This window comes from Nocardia pseudovaccinii NBRC 100343, assembly GCF_001613225.1.
In the GTDB taxonomy this organism is placed as follows: domain Bacteria; phylum Actinomycetota; class Actinomycetes; order Mycobacteriales; family Mycobacteriaceae; genus Nocardia; species Nocardia pseudovaccinii.
The window spans coordinates 89450-101179 of the sequence record NZ_BDBY01000034.1; the positions used below are offsets into that span (position 1 = coordinate 89450).

15 protein-coding genes and 1 pseudogene are annotated in these 11730 nt (G+C 64.9%); 8 read left to right on the forward strand and 8 right to left on the reverse strand.

Going from position 1 to position 11730, the window contains the following annotated elements:
• Window positions 1-42 precede the first annotated feature (42 nt).
• The 3 genes from NP3_RS04385 (at window position 43) to NP3_RS04395 (ending at window position 1553) form a co-directional block, all read left to right on the forward strand.
• The gene (locus NP3_RS04385) at window positions 43-543 is read left to right on the forward strand and encodes a GNAT family N-acetyltransferase (protein ID WP_063037982.1); all 501 of its coding nucleotides are present in this window, start codon (window positions 43-45) and stop codon (window positions 541-543) included.
• Between the two features lie 137 nt (window positions 544-680).
• Window positions 681-1268, forward strand: coding sequence for a GNAT family N-acetyltransferase (locus NP3_RS04390; RefSeq protein WP_084508125.1), 588 nt, complete (start codon window positions 681-683; stop codon window positions 1266-1268).
• Between the two features lie 48 nt (window positions 1269-1316).
• Window positions 1317-1553, forward strand: a complete 237-nt coding sequence (locus tag NP3_RS04395; RefSeq protein ID WP_084508128.1) for an NUDIX domain-containing protein — start codon at window positions 1317-1319, stop codon at window positions 1551-1553.
• A gap of 9 nt (window positions 1554-1562) precedes the next feature.
• Here NP3_RS04395 and NP3_RS04400 read toward each other — a convergent pair whose 3' ends face one another.
• Window positions 1563-1802: a hypothetical protein gene (locus tag NP3_RS04400; protein ID WP_063037984.1), complete on the reverse strand. Its 240-nt coding sequence runs from the start codon at window positions 1800-1802 to the stop codon at window positions 1563-1565.
• Between the two features lie 5 nt (window positions 1803-1807).
• The gene (locus tag NP3_RS04405) at window positions 1808-2026 is read right to left on the reverse strand and encodes a hypothetical protein (protein WP_157124083.1); all 219 of its coding nucleotides are present in this window, start codon (window positions 2024-2026) and stop codon (window positions 1808-1810) included.
• Window positions 2027-2450: 424 nt separating this feature from the next.
• Between NP3_RS04405 and NP3_RS04415 the strand changes: the two genes are divergently transcribed.
• Both NP3_RS04415 and NP3_RS04420 read left to right on the forward strand, forming a co-directional pair.
• On the forward strand, window positions 2451-3800 hold the full coding sequence (locus tag NP3_RS04415; RefSeq protein ID WP_063037990.1) for a helix-turn-helix domain-containing protein: 1350 nt from the start codon (window positions 2451-2453) through the stop codon (window positions 3798-3800).
• The gene (locus NP3_RS04420) at window positions 3797-4381 is read left to right on the forward strand and encodes an N-acetyltransferase (RefSeq protein ID WP_063037992.1); all 585 of its coding nucleotides are present in this window, start codon (window positions 3797-3799) and stop codon (window positions 4379-4381) included. Before NP3_RS04415 ends, NP3_RS04420 begins: the two co-directional genes overlap by 4 nt.
• 90 nt (window positions 4382-4471) lie before the next feature.
• Here NP3_RS04420 and NP3_RS04425 read toward each other — a convergent pair whose 3' ends face one another.
• The 3 genes from NP3_RS04425 to NP3_RS04435 all read right to left on the reverse strand — a co-directional run bounded on the left by NP3_RS04425 (window position 4472) and on the right by NP3_RS04435 (window position 7281).
• Window positions 4472-4714, reverse strand: a complete 243-nt coding sequence (locus NP3_RS04425) for an MTB12 C-terminal domain-containing protein (protein WP_063037994.1) — start codon at window positions 4712-4714, stop codon at window positions 4472-4474.
• A gap of 74 nt (window positions 4715-4788) precedes the next feature.
• A complete protein-coding gene (locus tag NP3_RS04430; RefSeq protein ID WP_157124085.1) occupies window positions 4789-5586 on the reverse strand; it encodes a helix-turn-helix domain-containing protein in 798 nt (265 codons plus the stop codon).
• Between the two features lie 630 nt (window positions 5587-6216).
• A complete protein-coding gene (locus NP3_RS04435; protein WP_063037998.1) occupies window positions 6217-7281 on the reverse strand; it encodes a fatty acid desaturase family protein in 1065 nt (354 codons plus the stop codon).
• 368 nt (window positions 7282-7649) lie between these two features.
• Between NP3_RS04435 and NP3_RS04440 the strand changes: the two genes are divergently transcribed.
• A complete protein-coding gene (locus tag NP3_RS04440) occupies window positions 7650-8264 on the forward strand; it encodes a class I SAM-dependent methyltransferase (protein WP_063038000.1) in 615 nt (204 codons plus the stop codon).
• Window positions 8265-8298: 34 nt separating this feature from the next.
• Here the strand turns inward: NP3_RS04440 and NP3_RS04445 are convergent, their stop codons facing one another.
• Window positions 8299-8706 (reverse strand): PaaI family thioesterase, encoded by a 408-nt coding sequence (locus NP3_RS04445; RefSeq protein WP_063038002.1) that lies wholly within the window; start codon window positions 8704-8706, stop codon window positions 8299-8301.
• Window positions 8707-8772: 66 nt separating this feature from the next.
• Here NP3_RS04445 and NP3_RS04450 point away from each other — a divergent pair, with 66 nt between their 5' ends.
• Together NP3_RS04450 and NP3_RS04455 are read left to right on the forward strand one after the other, a co-directional pair.
• A complete protein-coding gene (locus NP3_RS04450; protein WP_063824665.1) occupies window positions 8773-9441 on the forward strand; it encodes a TetR/AcrR family transcriptional regulator in 669 nt (222 codons plus the stop codon).
• A gap of 195 nt (window positions 9442-9636) precedes the next feature.
• Window positions 9637-10056, forward strand: coding sequence for a hypothetical protein (locus NP3_RS04455; protein ID WP_063038004.1), 420 nt, complete (start codon window positions 9637-9639; stop codon window positions 10054-10056).
• A 70-nt stretch (window positions 10057-10126) separates the two neighbouring features.
• Here NP3_RS04455 and NP3_RS51375 read toward each other — a convergent pair.
• Window positions 10127-11054, reverse strand: a pseudogene (locus NP3_RS51375) (IS5 family transposase).
• A gap of 43 nt (window positions 11055-11097) precedes the next feature.
• A complete protein-coding gene (locus tag NP3_RS04470) occupies window positions 11098-11700 on the reverse strand; it encodes a TetR/AcrR family transcriptional regulator (RefSeq protein WP_063824682.1) in 603 nt (200 codons plus the stop codon).
• Window positions 11701-11730: the final 30 nt, after the last annotated feature.

Consider the following 11730-nt stretch of genomic DNA (forward strand, 5'->3'; position numbering starts at 1 on the left):
CAACCAGGGTTCATGTCAACCCCACCGGGCTACATTGCGTTGATGACCGATTCCCCGCACCTGCGCCCCGCCCGCCCCGAGGACGCCGAATCCATCGCGACCATCTGGTACGAAGGCTGGCGCGACGCCCACCTCGGCAATGTCCCCGACGAACTCGTCGCCGTCCGCCCTCAGGAATCGTTCGGCACGCGCGCCGAGGAGCGCATCTCCGACACGGTTATCGCGATCGTCGCCGACCAGGTAGCCGGTTTCGTCATGACCCTCGATGACGAAGTCGACCAGGTCTATCTATCCCGGCACCACCGCGGCACCGGAGTCGCCGCGTCCCTGCTCGGTGCCGCCGAGCAGCGCATTCATGCTGGCGGTCATTCCCGCGCCTGGTTGGCCGTGGTTGCAGGCAACACCCGTGCCCGCGCCTTCTACGCCCGGCACGGATGGGTCGATGAGGGCCTGTTCAGCCACCGAGCACCTGGACCGGATGGCCCCGTGTCGGTTCCTGCCCATCGCTACGTCAAGCATCTGGGTTTTTCGCCGAAGCACTAGGCGCGGCTGGCCGTTGAACGCCGCGCGTTGCGGTTCGCCTGTCAAGTCGCGACGCGCGTAACTCCCGGCCATACCGAGCATCTCGACCAGCCCGTTATTGCGTTGCTCCACGTCGGATCAGCTGCCAACATCCCAGGATGGACACCGAGCACCCCGCCGCGCTTGCGTCCGGAATCGCACCGCCTCAGCAGATCAACCTGGGCGATCTGCTGCTGCGCCGTTGGCAGCCCGAGGATCTGATGCCGCGATTCGACGCGGTCACCGCCTCCTTCGACCACCTCCATCCATGGATGGACTGGCTTGCCGAACCCATGACACTCGAGCAGCACCGTGCCTTCGGCGACGCGATGGCGGCGAGTTGGCCGAGCCCCGACGGAAGCTGCAACTACGGCATCTTCGACGTCGACGGGACTCTACTCGGTGCGATCGGAATCCACGACCGCGTCGGTCCGCGCACACTGGAAATCGGCTACTGGTGCCATGTCGCGCATACCGGCCGCGGAATAGTCACCCGCGCCGCCGCCGCGCTGACTCGAATCGCATTAGCCCTATCTGGCATCGACCACGTCGAAATCCACTGCGACGAAGCCAATATCCGCAGCGCCGCGGTCCCCCGCCGACTCGGATACCGGCTCGACCGGATCGCACCACGCGAGGTGCGCGCCCCCGCGGAGTCGGGCCGCGGGATGTTCTGGATCAAAGACGGCCGAGGCCAGAATGTGTGAGCGCCGCATGAGACGTTTCCGCGCGAAGACCGACAGGAGTTGCCTGCCATGGCGGACCGCCACCTGATCGACGTGCACGTGCTGCTCACCGATGGTGACCGGCTGCTGCTGACCCAACGTCGAGGCAATGACGCTTTCGCTGGTCGCTGGCATTTGCCGTCCGGCAAACTCGACGCCGATGAGCCGATCACCGCAGCCGCTGCCCGGGAAGCCTGCGAAGAGGTGACAGGGCTGAGGGAGACCAGCCTTTCGCAAAAGTATCCCGGCGGCACCGCCTATAGCTGAAACGCTCAGTCAGGTACCTGTGTCGTGGAGGCCGACCGACTCACCCCTTGCCGCGTCGCTCTTGTCCAAGTCGGCATCCAGGAGCCAGCCGTCTTCGCCGACTCGACACAGCCAGCCATCGGCCGTGCGCTCGTAGATCGGAGCGCTGTCAACGGGGGCGAGGTCGAGTTTGAAATGGGTTTCTTCGTGAAAGGCGGCGAGCAATGCGCGCACAGATGGAGCGATCTCGCCCCGAGGGATCTCGGACATCTGCCCTATGCCTCCGATGAGTCCGGCAGGATCTTCGAATTCATGAGCGCCGCCCAATAGTCGTCTCGAAGCGCGTCCCACAGATCACTGTGCTTGGGCAGCAACTCCCGAGCGGCGGCCAAATCGGGATACGGATCGAATATGACCGTTCCGGGTTGCGCATCCGTCAGCGGGGCGCGCGACGGCAAGCAGTACGCGGCGAACGACTCCGAAGTGAGCTGCACGCGCAACACCCGCGCGGAGCATCCGACAAGCTGCCACACGGCAACCTTGCGACCGTCCCGAGTTTGCGCGGTACGCAGCCGATCTCGTCGCATCACACCGCCCCACGATTCGCAGGTGCCGTCGACTCGATACCCCGGCGCTCAGTTCGCCCAGAGTGTCCGGCCCACTCGCGAATGGCATCCGCGAACCGCTCGACCACATCGGCCGTAGCACCGCTGTACGCGACTGGCGGCCCCGCAATCGGATACCGCTGCGGCAGTTCCGAATTCGTCATGATCCCTCCCCTTGACTGCAGTCGACGCACCCGAGACCTCGGATGCCCATAAAGCGTCGCCGACCAGCCACTTCGATCCCAGCCACGAAACCGCACGCAAGTAATACGCTTCTGATACCGAGCGTTGTCGACGCGGACTGGGGGTGGCCATGATCGTTACCAATTGGACCGGTATCGAAGTCAAGGCTCTTCGCATTGCCGCTCTACGACTCACCCAGGAAGCGTTCGCGGAGCAGCTCGGCTACCAGCCGGTGACCGTGCGGAAATGGGAGCGTGCGCTCGACACCCGTCCAGTCCGCGGCAAGTCCGCACTGGACCTCGACACCGAACTCGCACGGCTGAACGACAACCAGGCCGAACGGTTTTGGGCGGCCGTCACCGAAGCGCGTTCGACAGTTTCGGTGCATCCTGGCGTGTATGGGGCCGACGCCTCGACCGATCGGTCTGGCGGCTCGCTCGGTATCTACGCGTGGGAAGTCGATGGTGACGTGAAACGGCGGGAGTTCGAGAAGTTGGCTGCGGCAACTGGTGCCGCTGTGGTTCTGAACTCGTGGGATCTCCATGGAGACCGACTCGGCATGTCCGATGCGCGGAGACTGCTCGACCGCGTCGACCAACTGGTGAGTGAGGATCAGCGAGTTGGTGGGGCACCCCTTGTGAGCTACGCCGTAGAAGGACTTGCCCGCGCCAAGAACCAGCTGGAAACATGCGCGTTCGATGCGGCCACAGGCGACGCATTCGCCAGTGCGACCGGCGAACTAGCGGTAATGACCGCGTGGCTGGCATTCGATGCGGACATGCATCCGCTAGCGCGGCGCTGCTTCTCCGATGCCATGGCGCTGGCGAGTCAGGCAGATAACGCCGATCTGACCGCGCACACGTGCTTATATGCGGCGAACCAGTCGATCGCACTCACCCAGATGGGACAGGTAAGCCCGCACCATGCGCTGAAGCTGGTCGATCGAGCGCGAGATCTCATGCGGGGCAGACCATCTGGGCGGATCCACGCCCTGATCGCGATCCGGCAGGCACAGGCTGTGGGCCTGCTCGGGGATCGCAGCGCATTCGGGCGTGCGATTGCTACCGCGTGGCGGGAGGTAGACCAGGCAGTGGAGCACGAGCCCATCGAAGAATGCCCGGCCTGGCTGCGGTTCGTCGGCCACGCCGAGGTCCGCGGCCATGAGGCACGCGGATATGGACGCGTCGGCGACCTCACGAGGGCGGTGGATCTGCTGGAGGTGGCTGTGAACGACCAAGCGTCCGTTCGTAATTCGGTAAATGCCCGGGCATGGTTGGCGTCGGCGCGGGCCGCGACCGGGGACATCGCAGGCGCACTCGCCGAAGCGATGCCCGTAATAGAGCATCTGGGCAATACGGTTTCGTCACCTCGCACCGTAAGGGTCCTCGTACCTGTCCGGCGAGCCACTTCCGGTTCGTCCATGGGGACGGAATTCGGTCAGCGCTTCGACACCCTCACACAAACAGCGATCAACGCATGAAACCGCCCGACGCAGTTGTATTCCAGCACCTCGATGCCGCGCAGGCCCGCGAGCTCCGCGCGACAGTGGCCGACATCTACCGCCGGTCCTACGTGGACGCGATCGCGTCCGGCGACCCATTCGACTCGCCCGACCAGTTCATGCATCGCTTCGACACCTACACCGCCCCAACGCGCGCCGACGTATTCGCGATGGTCATCGCATACTTCGACGGTCGACCAGCCGGACAAACCTGGGGATGGACACTCAGCCCAAATGCCGCCTGGTGGAAGAACTTTCAACCTGACAGCACGACCGTCGACCGCGACGCCTTCACCGTCGAAGACGGCACCCGTACCTTCGCGCTATCGGAAATCATGGTATGCGCGAACAACACCGGCCAAGGCTTGGCCCGAAACCTGCACGACAAGCTGCTGAACAGCCGACCCGAGCGACGCTCGACACTCTTGGTCGAGCCGGAAAACGAGCGCGCCTACCGGGCATATCGAAACTGGGGCTGGACCCGCGTCGGGATCACCAAACCGAGCTGGCCCGACGCACCCACATTCGACGTGCTGATCCGCGAACTGCCCACTGCCTGAGCGGAAATACCCGGCATGAATCACTTCGGTCGACAGGCGCGAGCGATCACGCAATCGGCAAGCTGAACGCCCCGATGAGCGACAGCCAAGCTAGGGGCAGGCCAGTGATTGCTGTCCATCGGCGACGATCTGCATACACACCCAGCCATCGTCCAGCCGCCACACATTGTCTACGGGGACGAGCGGGATAAGCATGGGGGCGTTGCCATCCGGGGAGGTGGTGCTGGTGGTGGCGATAAGGCGATTGCGGCCTATGTCGGTGGTCTTATCGACATTCACCTCGAAGGCGAAATGGTAGGTCCGGGCCAGTTTTTGGTGATGCGACCGAGACATTGCGGAATCCCCTCCCCGCCGAGTCGATACCGGCGCCCGTTGCCGAGGTTAGCAGCGGTGATCGCGGAGCGGCGTCATTCGAGTTCGCGTCCGGCCAGCCAAAGTTGTTCGAAATGCCCGATCGCGCCTCGAACGAATGCCGGTTCGTCGATACGGAATCCACTCAGCTGCTGAGTGGTTCCCGTGGTGAAGGCAAGAAAGGCGACGGCGTCGTCGAAGATGGCGAAGTTGACCGCGTCGGCCGCCAGCGGCCAGTCGATTACTCGGATGCGGTAGTTCGGATGCTCAGCTGCTGCCTTCGCCAATTGTTGGGCCCACACCATCATCTCTTCGTTGGGTGTGGCGATGACCCGGCGGACCGAGCGTCGGCCAGGTGCCTCCGACCACGCGACGATCGCGTTGAAGTACGCGGCAGCCGCGCGGCTGGTCTTCTCATCGGTGAAACTGAGGAAGTAGGCAGCTGGCCGTAGTCTGATGTAGCTCGTCATGATTCGGTAGCGTGCCCGGTGTACTTCGGCGAGCATCGCAGTGTAGAACTCGCTGTCAGATACCGGCGTCAACGTCGCACCTGCGTGCGCCGCGTGACCGCTGAAGCTGGCACTGTCGACGCCGCGTGATCGGTCGGCTCGCATCCAACGCTGCTTCCACTCCGAGCTATCGCCGCCGCAAGCTTCGACGAATGCCTGTGTCTGCTCCCAGGAAGGGAGCCGGTGGCCGTTGAGTATCGCGGAGACGGTGGCGTTACTCGCGTTGATCGCAGCCGCGAGCACTCGATATTTCGGACCGCCTGCGGCGCGGTGTAATTCCCTCAGCGACAGGGCGAAGCTTTCGGTAGGCCGGTCCGGATCGAGCGGACGGCGAGCAGACGGCATCGGTGAACCCCCTGATGGAAGATACCGGTTCATTATCCGTCGTTGTCAGTGTCGATCCGGATTTTTCCGTCCGGGCTCGATCGCATCCGAAGCAGCAGCGTCCTGATCCGGTCTCCGTCTCTTCTGCCGATGTCGCGGCTATACCTGACATTACGGCTGTGCGCGGGCGCGGCGTGTTCGAAGGATGTGACGTAATGCCCAGTGAAACAACAAGATTTGGCGACCGGGAGCAGACCGTCCGACGGCTCGCTCACCCGCCGCTGTCCACGCAGCAGTGTGCCGCGCTACAGACACTCGCGGCCATTGTCGCGTTGGCAGACGCATGTGCGACAACGTGGTTGTTCGCCGCGGGAATCGCGGCCTGCCTCACGCTCGCGAGGCCGCTGGGTACCGGTGTCCGATGGTGTCTGGCCGCCTTCCACCTGCCACGAGGCCGGAGAACCGCAGTCGATGCCTGACCGGCACGACAAGCAGCGTAATGCCGCAACACGAGTGCTTCCGAACGACCTGGACTCCCTTGTCCTTTTCGTACTTGCGCACCGCCCCGGTTTGCTGCCGCCTGCTCGGGCTGTTGTGTGCGATCCACTCGGGCCCGGCCCGCTTTGTCGCCGTGGCCCGGCCGGGAAACATTCATCTGGCGACTGGATGTCGGTCGGTGGCGCGCAGGGGCGCGCCGACGTGGTGCATGTGCCGCAGCGCCTCGCGGTAGGAGGAGATCAGCCCGGTCTCGTGGTATGGCACGCCGATTTCGGCGCAGTAGTCGCGGACGATCACCTGGGCGTGACGCAGGTTCGGCGTCGGCATGCTCGGGAACAAGTGGTGCTCGATCTGATAGTTGAGGCCGCCGAGGGCGAGGTCGGTCAGCGCGCCACCTCGCACGTTGCGGGAGGTCAGCACCTGCCTGCGCAAGTAGTCGGGGCGGTCGTCGCCGGTCAGGGTTGGCATGCCCTTGTGGTTCGGGGCGAAGATGCAGCCCATGTACAGGCCGAACAGCGCCTGGTGGACAGCGAGGAACGCGAAGGCTTTGTCGGCGGGCAGGACCGCGAACAATGCGGCCAGATAGGCGGCGAAGTGGCCGAAGAGCAGCGCGCCCTCCAATCCGCGGTATTTGATCGATCGATTTCTGAGCGCACGTGCTCCGGCCACATGGAGGTTCAGGCCCTCCAGCATCAGTAGGGGGAAGAACAGGAAGGCCTGCGCCTTCCCGATGAGACGAGGCAGACCATGGCTGGCCCGCGCCTGCCGTTGTGACCAGACCAGGATGTCGGGGGCGACATCGGGGTCGAGTTCCTCGTGGTTCGGATTGGCGTGATGCCGGGTGTGCTTGTCCTGCCACCAGCCATAGGCAAGGCCTATGCCAGCGTTGCCGACCAGTCGGCCCACGACTTCTGTCGGCCGCCGCAACCGGAAGACTTGGCGGTGCGCGACATCGTGCATGACGAGTGCGACCTGCGCGCACGTCACGGCCATGAGCGCCGCGACCACGAGCGTCCACCACGAGTCGCCCACGAGGACGAACGCCACCCAGCCGACCGCGAACGCAATCCCGACGAGGCCGAGCCGGACGGCGTAGTAGACGGGACGCCGGTTCATCAGTCCCGCTTCGGTGATCCGGCGCAGCAGACGGGCGAAATCACCGCCGCCGCGCCGCGATGACTGTGGACATGACTGTGCAGCAAACGCCGGTGTCGTCATAGATCTTCCTCAGAGCCGAGTCGGAGATGCCACCTCCGCCCGTCTTCGATGCCGACCGGTCGATGTCGATCGGAGATCTGATCCAGCGGCCGCTGCTCGGTGCGTCCGGAGCGGGGTGACGATTTCGATACACCGAAGCTAACGGCCGGAATCTCATCCCATGTAATCCCTTGGTATGACCCGGAATCGGACCGTGGTGTGATATCGGATGTCCACCGCAGACCGAGGATCCGGGATGCGGATCCGGACGCATGGTGTCGTGTCGGTGGGCGGACTGCACCGGCGGGCGCCATCAGGCCGCGCGCTCACTACCGGCACGGCGGTGGCACAGTGAACCAGAGGCGGCCCGGAGAGTAGAGGAACAGACCATGAGCGGACGTACCCCCAGCCAGTGGGAAGAGCTCACTGCCGCTGACCCTGCGCATTCGACGTGGTACGTGGAACGGTTCCGCGCAATGGCAGCCGAGGGCACCGATATCGTCGGGGAGGCGCGGCTGGTCGACGCGATGCTCGACCGCGGTAGCCGAGTCCTGGACGCTGGGTGCGGTCCGGGGCGTGTGGGCGCCTACCTGCACCGCGCCGGGCACGTCGTGGTCGGCGTCGACGTCGACCCGGTGTTGATCGCGGCGGCGGAGCAGGACTATCCCGGTCCCACCTGGATAGTCGGTGATCTCGCTGAACTGGACTTGCCAGCCCGCGGGATCGGCGGCGACTTCGATGTCATCGTCTGTGCGGGCAACGTGATGACATTTCTGGCGCCGTCCACCCGCGCGGCGGTGCTGGCCGGGTTCGCCCGCCATCTCGCTCCAGCCGGTCGGGTGGTTGTGGGGTTCGGCGCCGATCGTGGTTACGAGTTCCCGCAGTTCCTGGCAGATGCCGAGGACGCCGGACTCACGGTGGATCTGCGGCTATCGACGTGGGACCTGCGTCCATTTACCGACGATTCCGATTTTCTAGTCGCGGTGTTCTCGCGCGCAGATTGAAGCCGCCCTGCTCCGGGTCGCTGATCCTTCGGTTTCAGGCGGCCGCGTGCGGAACGCGTGTCTGCACAGTTTGGATCACGTGGACGCACAGCTCGCCGGACTCGTCCGCGATTTGCACACCCACCACCACCGCATTGCGGCTGACGCGCACCGGCGCGGCGACCGCATGCGCCGCTCCGCGGACCGGACGCAGGAAATGCGTCGTCGAATCGGTCGTCGCGGGCAGCGCCCCCGGAGCGGAATTGAGAACCGCGCAGACCGCGGCAGCCGCATCGGCCAACCCCATCAGAGCACCGCCGTGCAGGCCACCCCCTGTTGTCGACAGCTCGACGGTGTGGGTCAGGCGGGCGGTGACCGCAGAGGGTGTGAGTTCGGTGAACTCCACTCCGAGAGTGCGGACGAACGGAGCGAGTCGGTAGACGTCTTCGGCGGTGATGGTCATGGTCGGGCCTCTCATCGTTGTAGAGACTTCACTCTACAACTACGTCTGGAGAGTATTCTCTACAGCGTGGTGAGATTCGTACACGACACCGCGGCGATCCTCGACGCTGCTGCGCGGCTGCTGTCCACACAAGGTCCCGCCGGTGTCACGATGTCCGGGGTGATCCGGGAATCCGGTGCACCGAGCGGATCGGTCTACCATCGCTTCGCCGATCGGCCATCACTGCTGGCTGCCCTGTGGAACAGGGCCGTCGGGCACCTGCACCGGGACGCCTACGTCCTGTTCGAAGAGGACGATCCGGTCGAGGCCGCCGCCGCGATCACAGGCCACATCGTGCGATGGTGCCGGAGCAACCCGCTCGACGCGCAGGTTCTGCTCGCAGGTGTCCACCAATTCGCTCCCCAGAGCTGGCCCGCCACCGCGTGTGAGGAGCGCGCCGCCGAAACAGCCCGGTGGGATGCCGCCGTCCGCGGACTCGTCCACTCGTTGCGCGCCGAAACCGGATTGTCCACGGCAACAATCGTTCTCACCATCGTCGACCTGCCCTACGCCGCGGTGCGGCGATATCTCACAGCCGACCGGCCGATACCCACCGAACTCGACGTCCAGGTACCCACCATGGTGCGCACGTTGCTGAACAGCATGCCTGCCGCAGAAGACAGAGCCGCTGTTCGACAGGGCTCCGAGAGAACCGCCACCAACGACCGCGGCGGTGAACCGATCGGCCGACATTAACGATTTCGCCAGTTCGGCAACTACTTCCGCTTCCGACGCCGCTGGGAGCGCCGGTCCCAGGTGAGCGGGTAGTCCACCAACCACGCAAGGCAGCCACTCGACCACGTCGCTGAACAAGCTGCCGGTAACGATCGCGCGCAGCGTAATTCGCGACCACGGCCACCGTCGAAGGGGACGCGCGGTTAAGCTGGACGAGTGAATGCCCTGCGGCGGCTGCTGTTCGGGTCGGGGCGGTTACCAGCGGACCTGCGAGCGTCGCTGGACGCCTCCGGCGGCATCGTGTTCTTCGAGGAGAGCCTGAGCGGTTCGGTCATCCGTCGCAGTCTCCGGCCATCGGGTCGTCTCGTGGAATGGGAGCGACGGGAAGTCTCGGGCGCGATCGCGGTCACTGTCGTCGGACGGGTACTGGTGTGGGCGGGCCGGTTCAAACACATCGATGTGCCGATGACGCATCCGCTATGGGCGGCAATCGAATTCAGACTCGATCGACCCGATCGAGTCTGCTTCGCCTACGACCCGGCGACCACCGATCCGCGGCAGCGGGAACGGGTCGAAGTGAGACTGAGAACCTCGCAGGCGAAACAACTCGCTGAGCTGATGACACGACCGGCGTGAATGTCTCTCCGGCAGAAAACAACTGGAGTTACGAACACCGGACAAGCCGGGCAGTGAGTTCTGTCTGCGGCTAGGCTGCGTCTCCCAAATTGCTGGTCCCGACCCGGGCGTGGATGACGGCGCAAGCCAATAGGACGCCACCGAGGTAGGTCAGCGCGTACTTGTCGTAGCGGGTCGCGATGCCGCGCCACTGTTTGAGCCGATTGAAGCCCCGTTCCACGGTGTTGCGCAGACCGTAAAGTTCGGGGTCGAATGCAGGTGGCCGGCCTCCCGCCGACCACTTCGCCTTGCGCCGGGCGATCTGGTCTTTGCGTTCGGGGATGGTGTGTTTGATTCTTCTGGAACGCAATTCGGTTCGTGTGCTGGGATGCGAGTACGCCTTGTCGCCGAGCAGCCGGAAGTCGCGGCCGGGCTTGCCCGCGGCACGGCGGGTCTGGGCGTAGTCCTCGAGCAATGGCACCAGCTGGGGATTGTCCCCGGCCTGGCCCGCGGTCAACCGGACCGCGACCGGGGCTTGGCGCTGATCGGTCAGGGCATGGATCTTCGTGGTCAGCCCGCCACGCGAGCGGCCCAACGCGTGGTCGGCGGGCTCATCGGCGGCTTTCTTGTAATTCGACCGAGCCCCCTGTGGCGAGCGTGTCCGAGCGAGCACCTGCGGCATGCTGATGCGCCCGCGCGCTCGTCGAGTCGACCGACAGCAGCTTCTCGATATCGCAGGCCATCTCGGTGTGGAACCCGAACACCGCCGCCGCCCGGGTGAACATCTCGTCGTAGGTGCCATCCAGAGACCACCGATGATGTCGCTTCCACACCGTCTGCCACGGCCCGAAATCGGCAGGCAGATCCCGCCACGGACTGCCCGTGCGGAATCTCCAGGCGATACCCTCCAGCATCAACCGATGATCACCGAACCTGTTGCCCCGCTTGCCCTTATCCGAGGGCATCACCGGTTCGACAGCCGACCAGAACTCATCAGAAATCACATCCATCCGCGTCACCGGCCAATCTTCGCCAGTCAAGACCGAATATTCGGGAGAAACGCTAGGAGCGGTTGCGGTCCCTGAGTCCGTCGAGGACGATCCGCAGGTTGCGGCTCCACTGACCGCTGTCGGCCTGAAGTCCGATGGTATGCGAGTCGGTCGAGACTCCCGCGAGCAGGAAAGCAACATCCTGCCAGGCGATATCGCGTCGCATCTCGCCCGCGCTCTGCGCCGCTTCGACCAAACGCCTGATCCGTGCGCGTATTTCAGCCAGCAACTGATCCAAGCCCGGGAAACCGGCACCGCCCAGCGCCTCGTTGGCGCCGCAGCTCTCGGTGCGCAGTCGCACATACACCGAGGCGAAGTCGGTGAACCCGTGCCATGGATCGGGGTCGGCGATCGCGCGATCGACGCTGGAGATCATGTCGCCCAGCACCTCCTCCAGGACGACCTGCAGCAGCGTCTCCCGCGAGGGAATCCGCCGATAGAAGGTGCCCTTGCCGACTCCGGCGCGCTGAGCGATCTCCTGAGCGGTGACCTCGACCCCGACCTCGGCCAGTGCCGACCGCGCCGCCGCGACCAGGCGCTCGAGGTTGCGCCGGGCATCGGCACGGGGTGCCTGGCCAGCCTCATCGGCGAGTAGTCGGTCCACGGCACTGATCACATCCACCAGCGTAACAACTGGACTTGGGGA